This is a genomic window from Streptomyces sp. NPDC048603 (assembly GCF_043199475.1).
GTDB lineage: Bacteria > Actinomycetota > Actinomycetes > Streptomycetales > Streptomycetaceae > Streptomyces.
Genome location: NZ_JBICVY010000013.1, coordinates 183,894 through 200,490, shown reverse-complemented (window position 1 = coordinate 200,490; position 16,597 = coordinate 183,894). Strand labels below are relative to the sequence as shown.

Below are 16,597 nucleotides of genomic sequence, written 5' to 3'. Positions count from 1 at the left end.
ACTACCCGGCGGCGGTGTCAGTTCCAGTGCGTGGAGACGGCGTACCCGCCTGCTTCGGCCGGATGGCCGTGGTAGCCGTCGAGCTCGTCCAGGTCGTCGAGGTCCTCGGGCACCAGGCTCCAGACGATCAGGTCGGTGCGGACCTCGGTCCACTGGCCGTCGGCCGTCTGGGTGCGCACTATCCAGGCGTTGCGCAGGACGCCCTCACTGATGCAGCCGATCTTCTGGGCCACCTGCTGGGCCGCGGTGTTGTCGGCGGCGGTGCGCAGTTCGAGGCGTTCGAAGTGCTGGTCGCGGAAGAGCCAGTGGGCGACGGCGAGGACGGACTCGCTGGCGTAGCCCTCGCCGCGGGCCCAGGGGGCGGTGACGTAGCCGACCTCGGTGGTGCGGGTCCGCCAGTCGGTGCCCTGCAGGTGGACCGCGCCGACGAGTCTCTGGGTGAGGAACTCGGCGACGGCGAAGACGATGCCGCGGCCCTCGGTGCGTTCGGCGTGGGCGCCGCGGGTGGCCCAGCGGTGGGCGTCGGCACGGGTACAGGGATGCGGCGCGCTGGTCCAGGCGGTGACGAGTTCGTCGTTCATCATCTCCGCGAACGCGGCGGCGTCGGCTTCCTCGAACGGGCGCAGCACCAACCGGTCCGTGCTGATGGAGACGTCCGGGAAGGTGGTAGTCATGCGCAGCTCCATGCCGTGAGACAGCGTTGCGGGACGGTTTGTGCGGGCCGTAGAGCCACAGCATGCAGCATGCGCCGTGCGGTGTGCATGGCTGGGCCCCGCACCCCTGGCTCGTGGGGTGCGGGGCCACCGGTCCCGCGGGGTCCGATGGGGTCCCGCGGGGTCCTTCGGGGTGCTGCCGGGTCAGGCCTGCGGCTTGCCGAAGGCGGTGATGACGGAGCCGGCGTACTTGTCCTCGATGAACTTCTTGACCTCGGGGGAGTTCAGGAGTTCGGCGAGCTTCACCACGCGCGGGTCGTTCTCGTTGCCCTTCTTCACGGCGAGGAAGTTGGCGTACGGGTTGCCCTCGGCCTTCTCCAGCGCCAGGGCCTGCTCCTTGGGCTTGAGGTCGGCCTCGATGGCGTAGTTGCCGTTGATCACCGCGGCGTCGACCTCGCCGAGGGCGCGGGGCAGGGTGGCGGCCTCGAGCTCCTTGAACTTCAGGCCCTTGGCGTCGGTGATGTCCGACAGCTTCGCGGTGGATCCGACGCCCTGCTTGAGGGTGATCAGGTTGTTCTCGGCGAGCAGCTGGAGGGCGCGGCCCTCGTTGGTGTTGTCGTTGGGGACGGCGATGGTCTGGCCGGCCTTGATGTCGGTGAGGGCCTTGGCCTTCTTGGAGTAGAGGCCGAGGGGCTCCAGGTGCACGTTGACGACGGGCACGATGTGGGTGCCGTTCTTGGCGTTGAAGTCGTCGAGGTAGGGCTTGTGCTGGAAGTAGTTGGCGCCGACCTGGCCGTCCTCGGTGGCCTTGTTGGGCAGGACGTAGTCGGTGAACACCTTGACGTCCAGCTTGAGCCCGGCCTTCCCGGCGAGGTTGTCCTTGACGAACTTCAGGACGTCGGCGTGCGGGGTCGGCGACGCGGCCACGAGGAGCGGGGCGCTGGTGTCGACGGAGCCGTCGGCCTTCTTGGCGGGGGCCGGGTCGGAGGAGCTGCCGCAGGCGGTGAGGCCGAGGGCGAGCGCGCCGGTGGCGGCGGCGACGGCGACGGCGGTGAGCTTGATGGTGTTGCGCACGAAGAGTGCCTCTTTCTTGGGTGGTGCGGTCTACGCCCGAGCACGACAAGTGCGGGCTGTGAGGGGGGTGAGGTCTGTGTGTGAGGGGGCCTGCGGGTCAGGCGGTCCGGCCGCGGCGGGCGAGCAGCCGTACCGCTCCGTCGCCGATCAGCTGGACGGCGGTGACGATCACGATGAGGACGACGACGGTGGCGAGCATGAAGTCGCCTTCGAAGCGCTGGTAGCCGTAGGTGATCGCCAGGCTGCCGAGGCCCTCGCCGCCGACGGCGCCGGCCAGGGCCGAGTAGCCGGTCAGGGCGATGACGGTGGTGGTGAGGCCGGAGACCAGGGAGGGCAGGGCCTGCGGGAGCAGCACCTTCCACACGACGGTGGGGATGCCGCCGCCCATGGCCTGGGCGGCCTCGACGAGCCCGGGGTCGACCTCGCGGACGGCCGTCTCCACCAGGCGGGCGAAGAACGGGATGGCGCCGATGGAGAGCGGCACGATCATGGCGGTGGGGCCGATGTAGGTGGGGATGCCGGTGATCAGGCCGATCACCCACTTGGTGACCGGGATCAGCCAGATCAGCAGGATGATGAAGGGCAGCGAGCGGCCGATGTTCACGACCACGCCGAGGACCTTGTTGAAGGGACGGTTCTGCAGCAGGCCGCCCTTGTCGGTGAGGACCAGCAGCACGCCCAGCGGGAGGCCGCCGAGGAGGGTGACCACGGTGGCCCACAGGACCATGTAGAGGGTGTCGTACGTGCCCTGGCCGAGCAGGGGCTGCATCTCCGACCAGGTCACCGGGCACCGTCCTTGGCATCCTTGACGAGCTCGGCGAGCTCTGCGATTTCGGCGTCCACGCCGTCGATCACGTCCACCTGAAGGCCCTGCTCGCGCAGGAAGCCGACGGGGACGACGTTGTCCTCGTAGCGGCCGGGAAGCTCGATGCGCATCCGGCCGATCTGCCTGCCGCCGACGGTGTCCATCGCCGCACCGAGGATCGATATGTCGATGTTGTAGGTGCGGGCCAGCTGGGAGATGACCGGCTGGGTCGCGCTGTCGCCGTGGAAGGTGACGTCGATGACCGTGTGCTCCTCGGTGGTGGCGGAGCCGGTCAGCGGGAAGAGTTCCCTGGCGAGTTCGGAGCCGGGGGTGGCGAGCAGTTCGGAGACCCGGCCCGATTCCACGACACGGCCCCGCTTCATCAGGGCGGCCGAGTCGCAGACGGTCTTGACGACGTCCATCTCGTGGGTGATGAGCAGGACCGTCAGACCGAGCTGCCGGTTGAGGTCGCGGAGCAGCTGGAGGATGGAGCGGGTGGTCTCGGGGTCCAGGGCGCTGGTGGCCTCGTCGGAGAGGAGCACCTTGGGGTCGCCGGCCAGGGCGCGGGCGATGCCGACGCGCTGCTTCTGGCCCCCGGAGAGCTGGGCGGGGTAGGCCCCCGCCTTGTCGGCGAGGCCGACCAGGTCGAGGAGTTCGAGGGCCTTGCGGGACCGCTCGCGGCCGGAGACGCCGAGGATCTCCAGGGGCAGTTCGACGTTGGCCCGGACGGTCCGCGAGGACAGCAGGTTGAAGTGCTGGAAGACCATGCCGATGCGGCTGCGGGCCCGGCGGAGTTCCTTGCCCGCGCGCAGGCCGCGGCCTGCCAGGGCGGTGAGGTCGACTCCGTCGACGGTCACGGTGCCGGTGGTGGGGCGTTCCAGCAGGTTGATGCAGCGGATGAGGGAGGACTTGCCGGCGCCGCTCTGGCCGATGACTCCGTAGACCTCACCCTCGCGGACGTGCAGGTCGATGCCGTCCAGGGCGGTGACCTCACGGCCACGGGACTGGTAGACCTTCGTGAGGCCTGATGTGGTGATCACAGGATTTCCGTCGCTGTCGAGTGCGCGGCGCGGACGGGCGGCCGGGCACGGGGGCGAATCATCTGGGGGACGCGGGCAGGAGCCGTCCGGGATGCGGACAGGCTCGGCCGGGGTCTCGCTTCGGGGCGCGAGGCGCGTGGGAGAAGGGCCCTCAGAAGGCGCACATTCGACACATACAACGAGCACCGGGCGTCATCATCGCCTCGGTCGCAAGGGTGCGGCTGCTCGTCGTGGTCATGGGCCCCAGTAAAGCAGAAGGAATCGCTGACCGATCAACGATGTCCGGATAGCGGACGGATTTCGGCCGCATTCCGGACACCGGGGGCAGTGTCGCGCGGTCGTCCCGAACCCCCGTTCCCCGCCGTGACCTGCGCCGACACAGCCCGGGGGCCGGATACGACCTTGGCCGCACGGAGCCCGATGGCCGACGCGCTGTGGTCAAGACCACGGTCCGCGGGGTGCCGGGCGCAGGGGCGCGCGCATCGGGTCTTTCGGCCCGTAATACGCTCGCTGCATGCTCGACGCCCTGACGATCGCCCTCGGTGTGGCCTCACTGGCCCTCGCCGCGTGGTGCGGTTTCGCCGCCTACCGGAACCAGCCGACCAAGGACTGGCACTTCATCGGCATGGCCGTGGTGACCGTGCTGGCCCTGGCGCAGCTGGTGATCGGGCTGGTCAAGCTGGGGCAGGGCGAGAAGCCCGACGAGGGCGGGGTGATCTTCACCGCGTACCTGCTCGGCGCGTTCGCGGCGGTCCCGGCCGCCGGGATGCTCTCGCTGTCCGAGCGCACCAAGTGGGGGTCGGTGACCGTGGCCGCGGGCGCGGTGGTCCTGGCCGTCCTCGAAGTACGGCTCCACGACATCTGGGGAGGCACCGGTGCCTGAGACGACGGCGGCCGACACGACCGCGACCCCGCAGGACGGGCGGGCGCCGGCGGACGGGACCCGGCCCGGACGTCTGGTGTCCGGACCGGGACTGCTGCTGGTCTGGCTGTACGGGGTGATGGTGGTGGGCGCGCTCTCGCGCTCGCTCTACCAGATCGCCACCGAGTTCGACCGGGCGCCGCTGGCCTACTCGCTGTCGGCGTCGGCCGCCCTGGTCTACGCGTTCATCACGTACTCGCTGGTGCGCGGCGGGGAGGCCGCCCGCAGGGCGGCGCTGGTGTGCTGCGCCGCCGAGCTGGTCGGTGTGCTCGCCGTGGGCACCTGGACGCTGGTGCGCCCCGAGTCGTTCCCCGACGCGACGGTGTGGTCGGACTTCGGGATGGGTTACTTGTTCATCCCGGTGATCCTGCCGGTCACCGGGATGCTGTGGCTGCGCCGGTCCGCGCCCGCCGCTGCCGCCGCTACGCGCTGACCGCGTAGTCGGCGGCGTCCTTGGCCTCCTTCTCCAGGATGACCAGCTCGATGCCGTCGGAGGCGGTACGGCCGCCGACCGCGACGTAGCCCGCCTTGCGGTACATGCGCAGGTTGGACTCGCTCTTGCGCCCGGTGTGCAGGCGGAACCGGGCGGCCTTGGCGGTGCCGGCCAGGGACTCCTCCATGGCGCGCAGCAGGCGGGCGCCCAGACCGTGGCCCTGAAGGCGGGGGTGGACGCAGAGCTTGGTGATGCTGCCGGTGCCGTTCTCGTCGGTCCTGCCCCGGACGGCCCCGACCACCTCGTCGCCGAGCCGGGCCACGAGCACGGTGTCCGAGGCCAGCTCCTCCTTGAGCGAGTCGAAGGACTGCGTGAGGGGCTGGATGCGGTAGTTGCCGTACAGCTCGGCCTCACTCTGGAACGCGAGGTACTGGAGCTTGAAGATCTGCTCCGCGTCCTCGGCGGCCGCCGACGAAATGGTCACGCTCATGCCCATGTGCGCATGCCTCCGCTCACCCTGATGGCCCGTCGTTCTACGGCTCCCTTCCCCACGGGCCGGGTGCCGCAACCTCTGCAGCCAGCATTCTGCGCAGACATCCCAGGCAACGGGAACGTATGGGCCCCAAACTTCCTTGTGAGATACCCAACTCTCCTGCGATTTCACGGTAAGTGAGGTCTCTGGGCGACAGAAGTGCCCGAATGAGCTCCGGGCACCGTCCCGGCAATCGGGCGACCGCCGTTCGGAGAACCAGCCCCGTCTCCCGGTCGAGCAACTCCTCCTCGGGGGCGGTACGGGCACCCGGCGGGCCGCCGTACGCGTCCTCCCGGTGCGGCACCTCGCGGCAGGGGACCTCGCGGCGGGTGCGGCGGCGGGCACGGCGGGCCTCGGCGCGCACGGCGCCGCGCAGCCAGCGGGCGGGTTCCGGCGGCCGGGCCGGTCCGCGTTCCAGGAGGCGTACCCAGACCTCCTGTTCGATGTCGGCCGGGTCCACTCCCGCGGCCGGGGCCTCCGCCGCGGCCTCCGCGGAGAGCAGCGGGCCGAGTTCCGTCACCATGTCCACCTGCCCCGCGGACCCCTGCGCCGGACCGGCCTTCTCCACCTTCACGCGTTTCATGCCCGGCGGGACGCGACGGGCGCGGCCCCCGGTTTCCCCGGCGGCCGCGCCCCACTCGTACGGGAGGATCCGGTTACCGGTTGACGGGCCGGCGGCCGGGGCGGAAGTCCTCGGCGGCGAGCAGCGCGGTGTCCGGGTTGTCGCTGAAGATGCCGTCGATGCCCTGCTCGAAGTACGTCCGGTAGGCGCCGAACACGTCTCCGTAGGCGGCCGGGTCGGTGCCCTTGCGGAAGTCGGCGGGCAGGAAGTTGTTCTCGTTGCGTCCGGTCCACGGGTGCAGCACCAGGCCCTGCGCGTGCGCGTCGCGGACCAGTGTGGTCGGGGTCCCGAGCTTCCCGGCCGCGTCCCTGGGGATGACCAGGTCGAGGGTGGGGCCGATGCCCTGGGCGAAGCCGGCGATCCACTTCAGGCCTTCGGGCTTGACCAGGTCGGCCACCGTGCGCGGGTCCCCGGCCTGTTCGAAGTCCCAGGGGCGGGTGCCCGGCTGGGAGAGCAGGACCACCCGGGGCGCGGAGACCAGCCGGGACAGGCGCTGGATGCTGGAGGGCTCGAAGGACTGCAGGAACACGGGCGAGTCGTGGCGGTCGCGGCCGTACCGGCGCAGCAGCCGGGCCAGGGGCTCCTCCAGGCCCAGGCCCAGGGAACGGAAGTAGCTGGGGTGCTTGGTCTCGACGTGCAGCCAGATCCGCCGGTCGCGGAGGCGGCCCTCCCGGTTGGCCCAGCGCAGCACCTCCTCGAAGGTGGGCACGGGCCAGCGGCCGTCGTAGAGGGTGTTGCGCGGGCGGAGGGCGGGGATGCGCTCCTTCGCGCGGAGGGTCTTCAGCTCGGCCAGGGTGAAGTCCTCGGTGAACCAGCCGGTCACCGCCACGCCGTCGACGGTCTTGGTGGTGCGGCGGGAGGCGAACTCCGGATGGTCGGCGACGTCCGTGGTGCCGCCGATCTCGTTCTCGTGGCGGCACACCAGGTGGCCGTCGCGGGTCGGCACCAGGTCCTGCTCGATGACGTCGGCACCGAGGTCCAGGGCCAGCTGGTACGAGCCGATGGTGTGTTCGGGGCGGTAGCCGCTGGCGCCCCTGTGGCCGATCACCGTGGGGTACGGCAGGTCCCGGTAGCCGCCCCCGCCGGACCGGTCGCCCGCTCCGGCCGCATCGGCCCGCCCGGCCGCATCGGCCTGCCCGCCGGCCGGGGCCGGACCGTCCGCGTGCGCCGTCCCCGCGCCGAGTCCCAGCGCGCCGCCGCCCGCCGCGAGCACCGCCGCTCCCAGCACCGTGCGCCGTGCCGCCCCGCCCTGTGTCATCGTCGTCTCCCGGTCATCCTTGTCTGCCGGCGGTCCGGGAGCGCCGGGATCACCGGCCGCACCGGAACCTTCGGCCCGAATCGGCGCCGCGATCGTAGGCAGCGGGGCGTGTCGAACGGGCCACTCCTGCCGGAACATGGCGGAAACGTGCGTCAACACGACGTATCCATCACGTGAACCCGATGTGCGCGGGAACGGAACCCGCGAGTATCGTCCACACCTGCACCGCCACACCTGCACTGCTGCCGGCCCGCGCGGTGCGCACCCGCCTGTCGATGCCGGAGGGCTCACCGTTGTTCCGTACCAGGCTTCTGAAAGCCACTGTCGGTTCCGTCATGCGCATGATGTTCCGCATCCGCGTGGAGGGGGCCGAGCACATCCCGGGCAGTGGTCCGGTCATCCTCGCGGGCAACCACCTGACCTTCATCGACTCCATGATCCTTCCGCTGGTCTGCGACCGCACGGTGCACTTCATCGGCAAGGACGAGTACGTGACCGGCAAGGGGCTCAAGGGCCGGCTGATGGCCTGGTTCTTCACCGGTGCGGGCATGATCCCGGTCGACCGGGACGGTGCCAACGGCGGCGTCGCGGCCCTGATGACCGGCCGCCGGGTGCTGGAGGAGGGCCGGATCTTCGGCATCTACCCGGAGGGCACCCGCTCCCCCGACGGCCGGCTGTACCGGGGCCGCACCGGCATCGCCCGGCTCACCCTGATGACGGGCGCGCCGGTGGTCCCGTTCGCGATGGTCGGCACGGACAAGCTGCAGCCCGGCGGCGCGGGCATGCCGCGTCCGGGCCGGGTCACGGTCCGGTTCGGCGAGCCGATGGAGTTCTCCCGCTACGAGGGCATGGACCGCGACCGCTACGTGCTGCGCGCGGTGACCGACTCGGTGATGGCCGAGGTCATGCGTCTCTCCGGCCAGGAGTACGTCGACATGTACGCGACCAAGGCGAAGGCGGCCTGAGCCGCGCACCGCATCGTGCCGTGCCGTGCCGTGCCCCGGGGTGTACGCCCCGGGGCACGGCTATGACCGGCGCAGGGAGCGGCTGACGCCGGCGGCCGTGGTGGTCGCCAGGATCCAGCCGGTCACGATCAGCAGGTACGAGAGCCACTGCTGCCAGCCGGCCGGGGCGAACGCCTGCTCCTGCCCGAAGCCGATGATCGGCAGCATCAGGTCCAGGGTGTAGAAGACCGGGTTGAATTCGGGGGCCTCCCCCGCCTTCAGCGGGCGGGGGTGCCGGGCCGCGAAGGCGGCCGTCCCGACGAGCAGCAGCGCCAGCAGCCACGCCGTGGCCCGCATGGGGCGGAAGCCGTAGCCGACGGTGGCGTCCTGGAGCACACCCCAGGGGCGGGCGAGCCGGGGCAGGGTGCCGCGGTGACGGCGGAGCTTGGCGAGCTGGACGGTGCGTACGGCGGCCTCGTCGCCCACGGTCCGGTACGCGGTGGCGAGCTGCTCGTAGGCGTAGGGGTGGTAGCCGTCCTCTTCCCGCTCCAGCAGCGGGAGCCGCTGCTCGGCCGGCAGGGTGGGGTGCAGCACCCGGTACGTGAGCCCGTCCATCCGCACCACGGGGGGCCAGACCTCGGGCTCCGCGTAGAGCATGTCCAGCTGGCTCCGGCGCAGGTTGACGATGCCCTCGATCGGCGGGCACTTGCGGAGCCACAGCTCGGCGATGACGGCGCTGCTGGCGCGCAGGGCCACGCCGTCGGGATTGGAGAGGCGGGCTCGGGTCAGGTTGAGCTGGCAGGGGACCCGGGCACCGGTGAGGTTGACCATGCCCTGGGCCTCCAGCCGGTGGCAGCGCAGGTCGGTGCCGACGGAGAGGGTCTCGGCCTCCAGGGCCATGCCGCCGGGGTTGAGCAGCCTGGCCCGGTCCAGGCTGATCTGGCCGGCCACGTTGGCGCCGGTGATGCGGAGCGGACCGTGCACGGTGAGGCCGCTCGCGATGATGTCCGTCCCTATGTCGGCGTGGTTGAGCTGGAGCGGGGGCTCGTCGGCCTCGTCGGGCTGGGCCGAGCGCCGGATCACCGTGTCCTTGAGGAACAGGCCGCCGGTGATCCGGGCACCGGCCAGCCGGACGGGTCCGTTGATGGTGCAGTCGGAGAGCCGGAGCACCACCTCCACCCGCAGGTTCGCGGCGGTCAGACCGGGCAGGGTGGAGTCGCCGAGCACCAGCGCCTTCAGCTGGGCCCCGTACATCAGGGGCTTGCGTTCGAACCAGCAGCCGCGCAGCCGGACGGGGTGGTCGACGACGGCGTACTTCAGGTCGAGCTTGCCGGTGATGCGGGCGCCGTAGACCTTCAGGCCGGCGACCTCCCCGTCCGCGGCCCGGCCGCTGACCAGCAGGGCCCGCAGCACCTCGGCGCGTACGGTGCGCTCCGGGCCCCAGGAGGCCCCGTCGGCGGAGTTCTCGTCGGGACCCTCACGGAAGTCGACGCCCTCGCCCCGGGTGAAGGCGTCCCGGATGCGCCGCTCGGCAGGGGTCAGATCGGTCATCTCCATCACCGGGATGGTGTCGCGCCCGTGATCATGGTGTCAACCACGGGCGCGCACCGTCCGGTTGGCGGACCCCGGAAATCGGTCAGTGCTCGATGCCGTCCTGGAGCTTCTGGCCGCGGAGCAGGAACCAGGCGGCGACGGCGGTCCCGAGCAGGACCAGCGCGCCGACTCCGGCGGCGAGCCGGAGGCCGTCGGTGAACGCCGCCTGCGCGGCCTCCACCATGGCGGTACCGGTGGCCGGGTCCAGGCCGTGTGCGGCCTCGACGGCTCCGCCCAGCGACTCGTGGGCGGCGCGGGCGGCCTCGGCCGGGACGCCGGCCGGGGCGGTGAAGCCCTTGTAGACGCCGGTCACGATGGAGCCGAGCAGGGCGATGCCGAGGGCGGCGCCGAGTTCGTACGCCGTCTCGGAGACGGCGGAGGCCGAACCGGCCTGCTCCTTGGGCACGCTGGAGAGGATCACGTCCGCGGTGACGGTGAAGGAGAAGCCCGCGCCGAGGCCGACGACCAGCAGGGCCGCGCCGAGCAGCGGGTAGCCGGTCTCCTTGTGCACCAGGGTGATCGCGCCGAGGGCCAGACCGATGGCGGCGAGGCCGCCGGTGACGATCCCGCGCACCGAGTACCGCCGGGCGTACCGGCCGGCGATGAGACCGGTGACCACGGCGCCGAGGGCGGCGGGGAGTTCGGCCAGGCCGGCCTCGAACGGCTCGCGCCCCTGGACCAGTTGCAGGAACTGGGAGAGGAAGAACACCAGTCCGGACAGGCCGAAGACGGTCAGCAGGTCGGCGAGGACGGCCCCGGAGAAGCCGCGGTGCCGGAACAGCCGCATGTCGAGCAGCGGAGAGGCGAGGGTGAACTGGCGCCGCACGAAGGCGTACAGGGAGCCCGCGCCGATCACCGCGGCGGCCCAGACCTCCCCGGTCAGGCCGTGCGTGGCGGCTTCCTTGACGGCGTATACGACGCCGATGACGCCGACCAGCGAAAGGGCGACGCTGATCAGGTCCCAGGGGCCGGCGACGGCGTTCTTCGACTCGGGCAGCAGCTTGATGCCGACGAGGACGAGGACGGCCATCACCGGGAGGTTGATGAGGAAGACCGAGCCCCAGTAGAAGTGCTGGAGCAGGAACCCGCCGATGACCGGGCCGACGGCGGCACCGGCGGAGGCGGTGGCGCCCCAGATGCCGATGGCGAGGCTGCGCTCCTTGGGGTCGTGGAAGATGTTGCGGATCAGCGCCAGGGTGGAGGGCATCAGGGTCGCGCCGGCCACGCCGAGCAGCGCCCGGGCCACGATCATCATCTCGGGGCTGGTCGCGTACGCGTTGAGAACGGACACGGCACCGAACGCGGTGGCACCGGTGAGCAGCAGCTTCTTGCGGCCGATCCGGTCGCCGAGGGAGCCCATGGAGACGAGCAGGCCGGCGATGACGAAGGAGTAGATGTCGCCGATCCATAGCAGCTGGCTGCCTGACGGTTCGAGGTCCTCGGAGAGCGCGGGCGTCGCGAGACCGAGGACGGTCGCGTCCACGGCGACCAGCAGCACCGCGAGCACGAGTACGGACAGGGCCAGCCAGCGTCCGGGGCTCTTGACCTCCGTTCCGCTCGGTCCGGTCAGTGCTTGGGTCCCGCTCATTTCTCCACACTCCGTCGGGCGCCACCGAGCAGCAGCTCGGTGATCATGTATTGGAAGTCCTTGGCCGCGACCCGGCCGTCCATGACGGCCCAGGCGCAGGTTCCGATGAGGCCGTAGAGGGCCTCGGTGAGCCATGCCGGGCTCAGGTCGATGCGGATGTCGCCTTCTTCCTGGCCCCGTTTGAACAGGGCGGACACCCGGGCGTCGAGCCGGGCCCAGCCCTCGTTGACCTGGTCGCCCTCGAACAGCTGGTTCTCGGTGACGAGGAAGGCCAGCAGCTGGGCGTCGGTCTCGGACTCGGCGACGAGCCGGCGCAGCGCCTCGACGGCGGAGCCGTCGTCCAGCCGCGCCCGGTCGAAGGCGCCCTCGAACTCCCTGATGCCGAGGTCCTCCAGCGCGCGGACGAGGGCGTCCCGCCCGGCGAAGTGCCGGTGCAGGGTCGCCCGGCCGATGCCGGCGGCCTTCGCTACCTCGTCCATCGTGGCGGTCGACTTGCGGGAGAGCAGGGCGGCGGCAGCGCGCAGCACCTGATCACGATCCATGGCCATGAGACAAGCATACCTCGAATGAGACGTCGATGTCTCATTCGGGGCAGCGATGACCCACTCGGAGCGGGTGGGCGAGCGAAAAATCAGCTGCCCGGAGCCGGGCGGAAAGGAACCCTGAGGCGATGAAGCCACTGCTGCTGATCGACGTCGACGGACCGCTGAACCCGTATGCCGCCCAGGCCGAGCGGCGGCCCGATGGCTACACCACCCATCGGATGCGCCCCACCGGCTGGACCGGGGCGGAGAGCGCCAAGCCCCTGCGCGTCTGGCTCAACCACGGCCACGGCGCGGAGCTGCTCGCTCTGGCGGAGGCGTACGAGCTGGTGTGGGCCACCACCTGGAAGGACGAGGCCAACGACTGGATCGGCCCGCACCTGGGCCTGCCGCGGCTGCCGTTCATCGACTGGCCGCAGATGCACGGCCGCGCCCCGGCCGGCACCTTCTGGAAGACCCAGTACATCCTCGAATACGCGGGCGGCCGCCCCTTCGCCTGGATCGACGACGACATCACGGACCGCGACCGCGAGTACGTGGACCGCCACCACCTCGCGCATGCCCTGCTGATGCGCATAGACGAGCGGACAGGCCTGACCAGGCCGGACTTCGACGCGCTGGCGGCCTGGGCGGTGTAGGGGGCGGACGGGCAGGCGCGGCCGGCGGAAGGGGCCGGGGATGCGCCGAGGGGGCGGTCGGGGCCCGTCCGCCCCGGCCGCCCCCTCGGGGGTCTGTCGGTGTGCTGTTACTGCTTGTGCCGGGCCCAGGCGTGCTGGATGACCAGGTCCGCCTTGAGCTCGTTGAGCTGGACGGCGACCGCCGAGGGGGCGGTGCCGCCGCGGCCGTTGCGGGAGGCCAGGGCTCCGGGCACGTTGAGGACCGTACGGACCTCGGGGGTGAGGTGCTCGGAGATCTTCGCGAACTGGTCGTCGGTGAGCTCGTCCAGCTCCTTGCCCTCCGACTCGGCGACCTTGACGCACTCGCCCGCGACCTCGTGCGCCACCCGGAACGGCACGCCCTGCTTGACCAGCCACTCGGCGATGTCCGTGGCCAGGGAGAAGCCGGCCGGGGCGAGCTCCTCCATCCGCTCCCGGTGGACCGTGAGGGTGGCCATCATCCCGGTGAAGGCCGGGAGGAGGACCTCGAGGGTGTCGCAGGAGTCGAAGACCGGCTCCTTGTCCTCCTGGAGGTCCCGGTTGTAGGCGAGCGGGAGCGCCTTGAGGGTGGCGAGCAGGCCGGTCAGATTGCCGATCAGGCGGCCCGACTTGCCGCGGGCGAGCTCGGCGATGTCCGGGTTCTTCTTCTGCGGCATGATCGAGGAGCCCGTGGAGAACGCGTCGTGGAGGGTCACGAAGGAGAACTCCTTCGTGTTCCAGATGATGATCTCCTCGGCGATCCGGGACAGGTTGATCCCGATCATGGCCGTGACGAAGGCGAACTCGGCGACGAAGTCACGCGAGGCCGTGCCGTCGATGGAGTTCCCGGCCGAGCCGCGCTCGAAGCCCAGGTCGGCGGCGACCGCCTCCGGGTCGAGGCCGAGCGAGGAGCCCGCCAGGGCGCCCGAGCCGTACGGGGAGACGGCGGTGCGGGTGTCCCACTGGCGAAGCCGCTCCGCGTCCCGGGAGAGGGACTGGACGTGGGCCAGCACGTGGTGGGCGAAGAGCACCGGCTGGGCGTGCTGGAGGTGGGTCCGGCCCGGCATGGCCACGTCCGCGTGGGTCTCGGCGAGACCCACCAGCGCGTCCTGCAGGTCGGCGATCAGGCCGCCGATGATCCGGGCGTGGTCCCGCAGGTACATCCGGAAGAGGGTGGCGACCTGGTCGTTCCGGGACCGGCCGGCCCGCAGCTTGCCGCCCAGGTCCGGGCCGAGCCGCTCCAGCAGGCCGCGCTCCAGCGCGGTGTGCACGTCCTCGTCGGCGATGGTGCCGGTGAAGGAGCCGTCGGCCACATCCGCCTCGAGCTTGTCCAGGCCCGCGATCATGCGGTCCAGCTCGTCGGCGGTCAGCAGGCCGGCCTTGTGCAGCACGCGGGCGTGCGCGCGGGAGCCGGCGATGTCGTACGGCGCCAGCCGCCAGTCGAAGTGGACGGAGGCGGAAAGCTTCGCGAGGGCCTCGGCCGGGCCGTCGGCGAACCGGCCGCCCCACAGCCGGACGTCACCGTTGTTGCTGCTCACTGCTGATGCTCCTTGAGGACTGCTTCCAGTGTGCGACCGCCTCCCCGCGCGGAGGTAACGGGGAGGCGGTCGCAAGGGTTACGGCGTGCTGAGGGATCAGCCGAGGTCGCGCTTCGCGGCGATCTTCGCGGAGAGCGCGAAGATGTCGATGAAGCCCTGCGCCTTGGACTGGTCGAACGTGTCGCCCGTGTCGTAGGTGGCGAGGTTGAAGTCGTACAGCGACTCCTCGGACTTCCGGCCGGTGACCGTGGCGCGGCCGCCGTGCAGCGTCAGCCGGATGTCGCCGGTGACGTGCTGGTTGGCCTCGTTGATGAAGCCGTCCAGGGCGCGCTTGAGCGGGGAGAACCACAGGCCGTCGTAGACGAGCTCGCCCCAGCGCTGCTCGACCTGCCGCTTGTAGCGGGCCAGCTCGCGCTCGACGGTGACGTTCTCCAGCTCCTGGTGGGCGGTGATCAGTGCGATCGCGCCCGGGGCCTCGTACACCTCGCGGGACTTGATGCCGACCAGGCGGTCCTCGACCATGTCGATCCGGCCGATGCCCTGGGCTCCGGCCCGCTCGTTGAGCTGCTGGATGGCCTGGAGCACGGTGACGGGCTTGCCGTCGATGGCGACCGGGACGCCCTCCTTGAAGGAGATGACGACCTCGTCGGGCTCACGCGGGAGCGCGGGGTTCGAGGTGTACTCGTAGATGTCCTCGATCGGCGCGTTCCAGATGTCCTCCAGGAAGCCCGTCTCGATGGCACGACCGAAGACGTTCTGGTCGATGGAGTACGGGGACTTCTTGGTGGTGGCGATCGGGAGCTGCTTCTCCTCGCAGAAGGCGATCGCCTTGTCCCGGGTCATCGCGTAGTCGCGGACCGGGGCGATGCACTTCAGGTCCGGGCCGAGCGCCTGGATGCCGGCCTCGAAGCGGACCTGGTCGTTGCCCTTGCCGGTGCAGCCGTGGGCGACGACGGAGGCGTTGTGCTTCTTGGCGGCGGCGACGAGGTGCTTGACGATCGCGGGCCGGGAGAGCGCGGAGACCAGCGGGTAGCGGTCCATGTAGAGGGCGTTGGCCTTGATCGCCGGGAGGCAGTACTCGTTGGCGAACTCGTCCTTGGCGTCCGCGACCTCGGCCTCGACGGCACCGCAGGCGAGCGCGCGCTTGCGGATGACGTCCAGGTCCTCGCCGCCCTGGCCGACGTCCACGGCAACGGCGATGACCTCGGCGCCCGTCTCCTCGGCGATCCAGCCGATGGCGACGGAGGTGTCCAGGCCGCCCGAGTAGGCGAGTACGACGCGCTCGGTCACGGGTTTCTCCTTACGATGCATTCACTGACAGGCATAACTATGCATGACTCCGTATGTTTCGTCAATCGAGCCGTGCCGGACGTGTCAGGACGCGGCTCACCGGCGGCTCCGCCGGCCTCTACTGCCAGCATGCGCCGGTACGGCGGAGCGCGCCGGGTGGGCGGGCGAGGGGCCCGGCGGCGAGGTCGAACGGGTGACGGAGAGCGCGCCACTCCCCTCCCGGCCGTCGCGGTTCCGCCACGCTGTGTAGCTTTGGCGACCGTCCGATTACATCAGGTAATCGAACGCGCACGGATGCAGAGCACGGAGGGTACGGATTTCATGCACAAGCTCCAGCGGATCGTGATCGCCACCCTGGCGGTGGGGGGCCTGGCCGTCCTCGGCACGGGGGCAGCCCACGCCGACTCGTCACGCGCCCCCGTCACCTCGTCGCCGGGAATCGCCCACCTGTCGCAGCTCCCCCACCTCCCCCAGCTCCCTCCGCTGCCGGAGCTGCCGCCGCTCCCCCGGCTTCCGGAGATCGCTCACGTGCTGCGCCTCGCGCAACCCGCACAGGCGGCCTCCGCGCCGACGCGCCGGGCAGCGGCGGGCCTCTCCTACGCGCCGTACGCGCCGTACGCGCCCTACGCTCCGTACGCGCCCTACGCTCCGTACGCGGGGGGTGGTGCCGACACTCCAAACACCCCCAACACCCCCAATACGCCCAACACCCCGAACACGCCGAACACCCCGGGGGGCGGGAACACTCCGAACACGCCCAACACCCCGAACACTCCCAACACCCCGAATACCCCCAACGGCTCCCACACCCCCAACACCCCGAATACCCCGAACACGCCGAACACCCCGAACACGCCGGGTGGCACGAACGCGGGGTAACGGCTTCCGAAGCACAGCACACCGCTGACTTTCACGTCACGCGGCGGAGCCGCGCAGTGTTTCCACTGCGCGGCTCCGTCATGTGATCGATCTTTAGTCCGGGGTGTTGGGGGTGTTGGGGGTGTTAGGCGTGTTCGGAGTGTTGTTTCCACCGCCACTCGGAGTGTTCGGAGTGTTCGGGGTGTTAGGCGTGTTCGGAGTGTTGTTACCGCCACCACCCGGAGTGTTCGGAGTGTTCGGGGTATTGGG

General features: G+C 70.9%; 17 protein-coding genes. 5 read left to right on the top strand and 12 right to left on the bottom strand.

Annotated features, from left to right (window positions below):
- Positions 1 to 17 precede the first annotated feature (17 nt).
- The 4 genes from ACGFQ9_RS30120 to ACGFQ9_RS30105 form a co-directional block, all read right to left on the bottom strand.
- The gene (locus tag ACGFQ9_RS30120; protein WP_393578122.1) at positions 18 to 674 is read right to left on the bottom strand and encodes a GNAT family N-acetyltransferase; all 657 of its coding nucleotides are present in this window, start codon (positions 672 to 674) and stop codon (positions 18 to 20) included.
- Positions 675 to 857: 183 nt separating this feature from the next.
- Entirely contained in the window at positions 858 to 1,727 is an 870-nt protein-coding gene (locus ACGFQ9_RS30115; RefSeq protein ID WP_393578121.1) for a MetQ/NlpA family ABC transporter substrate-binding protein, read from the bottom strand.
- A gap of 97 nt (positions 1,728 to 1,824) precedes the next feature.
- Entirely contained in the window at positions 1,825 to 2,511 is a 687-nt protein-coding gene (locus tag ACGFQ9_RS30110) for a methionine ABC transporter permease (RefSeq protein WP_393578120.1), read from the bottom strand.
- Complete coding sequence (locus ACGFQ9_RS30105; RefSeq protein ID WP_393578118.1) at positions 2,508 to 3,572, bottom strand: methionine ABC transporter ATP-binding protein; 1,065 nt, start codon at positions 3,570 to 3,572, stop codon at positions 2,508 to 2,510. Before ACGFQ9_RS30105 ends, ACGFQ9_RS30110 begins: the two co-directional genes overlap by 4 nt.
- A 514-nt stretch (positions 3,573 to 4,086) precedes the next feature.
- Between ACGFQ9_RS30105 and ACGFQ9_RS30100 the strand changes: the two genes are divergently transcribed.
- Together ACGFQ9_RS30100 and ACGFQ9_RS30095 are read left to right on the top strand one after the other, a co-directional pair.
- Entirely contained in the window at positions 4,087 to 4,455 is a 369-nt protein-coding gene (locus tag ACGFQ9_RS30100) for a hypothetical protein (protein WP_393578117.1), read from the top strand.
- A gap of 73 nt (positions 4,456 to 4,528) precedes the next feature.
- Entirely contained in the window at positions 4,529 to 4,927 is a 399-nt protein-coding gene (locus ACGFQ9_RS30095; RefSeq protein ID WP_393578196.1) for a hypothetical protein, read from the top strand.
- Here ACGFQ9_RS30095 and ACGFQ9_RS30090 read toward each other — a convergent pair.
- The 3 genes from ACGFQ9_RS30090 to ACGFQ9_RS30080 all read right to left on the bottom strand — a co-directional run bounded on the left by ACGFQ9_RS30090 (position 4,917) and on the right by ACGFQ9_RS30080 (position 7,339).
- Entirely contained in the window at positions 4,917 to 5,423 is a 507-nt protein-coding gene (locus ACGFQ9_RS30090) for a GNAT family N-acetyltransferase (protein ID WP_393578116.1), read from the bottom strand. The two genes, ACGFQ9_RS30095 and ACGFQ9_RS30090, sit on opposite strands and share 11 nt — an antisense overlap.
- A gap of 37 nt (positions 5,424 to 5,460) precedes the next feature.
- The gene (locus ACGFQ9_RS30085; protein ID WP_393578194.1) at positions 5,461 to 5,982 is read right to left on the bottom strand and encodes an RNA polymerase sigma factor; all 522 of its coding nucleotides are present in this window, start codon (positions 5,980 to 5,982) and stop codon (positions 5,461 to 5,463) included.
- A gap of 133 nt (positions 5,983 to 6,115) precedes the next feature.
- Entirely contained in the window at positions 6,116 to 7,339 is a 1,224-nt protein-coding gene (locus tag ACGFQ9_RS30080) for a glycerophosphodiester phosphodiesterase (protein ID WP_393578114.1), read from the bottom strand.
- Between the two features lie 182 nt (positions 7,340 to 7,521).
- Between ACGFQ9_RS30080 and ACGFQ9_RS30075 the strand changes: the two genes are divergently transcribed.
- The gene (locus ACGFQ9_RS30075; protein ID WP_393578113.1) at positions 7,522 to 8,304 is read left to right on the top strand and encodes a lysophospholipid acyltransferase family protein; all 783 of its coding nucleotides are present in this window, start codon (positions 7,522 to 7,524) and stop codon (positions 8,302 to 8,304) included.
- 60 nt (positions 8,305 to 8,364) lie between these two features.
- Here ACGFQ9_RS30075 and ACGFQ9_RS30070 read toward each other — a convergent pair whose 3' ends face one another.
- The 3 genes from ACGFQ9_RS30070 to ACGFQ9_RS30060 form a co-directional block, all read right to left on the bottom strand.
- Positions 8,365 to 9,840, bottom strand: a complete 1,476-nt coding sequence (locus tag ACGFQ9_RS30070) for a membrane-associated oxidoreductase (protein WP_393578112.1) — start codon at positions 9,838 to 9,840, stop codon at positions 8,365 to 8,367.
- 79 nt (positions 9,841 to 9,919) lie between these two features.
- Entirely contained in the window at positions 9,920 to 11,464 is a 1,545-nt protein-coding gene (locus tag ACGFQ9_RS30065; protein ID WP_393578110.1) for an MFS transporter, read from the bottom strand.
- Positions 11,461 to 12,012, bottom strand: a complete 552-nt coding sequence (locus tag ACGFQ9_RS30060; protein WP_393578108.1) for a TetR/AcrR family transcriptional regulator — start codon at positions 12,010 to 12,012, stop codon at positions 11,461 to 11,463. The genes ACGFQ9_RS30065 and ACGFQ9_RS30060 overlap by 4 nt, the downstream gene beginning before the upstream one ends.
- A 122-nt stretch (positions 12,013 to 12,134) precedes the next feature.
- Here ACGFQ9_RS30060 and ACGFQ9_RS30055 point away from each other — a divergent pair, with 122 nt between their 5' ends.
- Positions 12,135 to 12,644, top strand: coding sequence for an HAD domain-containing protein (locus tag ACGFQ9_RS30055; protein ID WP_393578106.1), 510 nt, complete (start codon positions 12,135 to 12,137; stop codon positions 12,642 to 12,644).
- A gap of 107 nt (positions 12,645 to 12,751) precedes the next feature.
- Here the strand turns inward: ACGFQ9_RS30055 and argH are convergent, their stop codons facing one another.
- Positions 12,752 to 14,179: an argininosuccinate lyase gene (argH, locus tag ACGFQ9_RS30050; RefSeq protein WP_393578105.1), complete on the bottom strand. Its 1,428-nt coding sequence runs from the start codon at positions 14,177 to 14,179 to the stop codon at positions 12,752 to 12,754.
- Between the two features lie 96 nt (positions 14,180 to 14,275).
- Positions 14,276 to 15,469 (bottom strand): argininosuccinate synthase, encoded by a 1,194-nt coding sequence (locus ACGFQ9_RS30045; protein WP_393578104.1) that lies wholly within the window; start codon positions 15,467 to 15,469, stop codon positions 14,276 to 14,278.
- 321 nt (positions 15,470 to 15,790) lie between these two features.
- On the opposite strand from ACGFQ9_RS30045, the gene ACGFQ9_RS30040 reads away from it, so the two are divergent.
- On the top strand, positions 15,791 to 16,348 hold the full coding sequence (locus ACGFQ9_RS30040; RefSeq protein ID WP_393578102.1) for a hypothetical protein: 558 nt from the start codon (positions 15,791 to 15,793) through the stop codon (positions 16,346 to 16,348).
- The last annotated feature ends 249 nt before the right edge of the window (positions 16,349 to 16,597 follow it).

Bases quoted from the DNA above. Each gene is read 5' to 3' on its own strand.
- ACGFQ9_RS30055 (WP_393578106.1), top strand. From the start codon at position 12,135: ATGAAGCCACTGCTGCTGATCGACGTCGACGGACCGCTGAACCCGTAT.
- ACGFQ9_RS30040 (WP_393578102.1), top strand. From the start codon at position 15,791: ATGCACAAGCTCCAGCGGATCGTGATCGCCACCCTGGCGGTGGGGGGC.
- ACGFQ9_RS30100 (WP_393578117.1), top strand. From the start codon at position 4,087: ATGCTCGACGCCCTGACGATCGCCCTCGGTGTGGCCTCACTGGCCCTC.
- ACGFQ9_RS30065 (WP_393578110.1), bottom strand. From the start codon at position 11,464: ATGAGCGGGACCCAAGCACTGACCGGACCGAGCGGAACGGAGGTCAAG.
- ACGFQ9_RS30075 (WP_393578113.1), top strand. From the start codon at position 7,522: ATGTGCGCGGGAACGGAACCCGCGAGTATCGTCCACACCTGCACCGCC.
- ACGFQ9_RS30085 (WP_393578194.1), bottom strand. From the start codon at position 5,982: ATGGTGACGGAACTCGGCCCGCTGCTCTCCGCGGAGGCCGCGGCGGAG.
- ACGFQ9_RS30090 (WP_393578116.1), bottom strand. From the start codon at position 5,423: ATGGGCATGAGCGTGACCATTTCGTCGGCGGCCGCCGAGGACGCGGAG.
- ACGFQ9_RS30080 (WP_393578114.1), bottom strand. From the start codon at position 7,339: ATGACACAGGGCGGGGCGGCACGGCGCACGGTGCTGGGAGCGGCGGTG.
- ACGFQ9_RS30070 (WP_393578112.1), bottom strand. From the start codon at position 9,840: ATGGAGATGACCGATCTGACCCCTGCCGAGCGGCGCATCCGGGACGCC.
- ACGFQ9_RS30060 (WP_393578108.1), bottom strand. From the start codon at position 12,012: ATGGCCATGGATCGTGATCAGGTGCTGCGCGCTGCCGCCGCCCTGCTC.
- ACGFQ9_RS30120 (WP_393578122.1), bottom strand. From the start codon at position 674: ATGACTACCACCTTCCCGGACGTCTCCATCAGCACGGACCGGTTGGTG.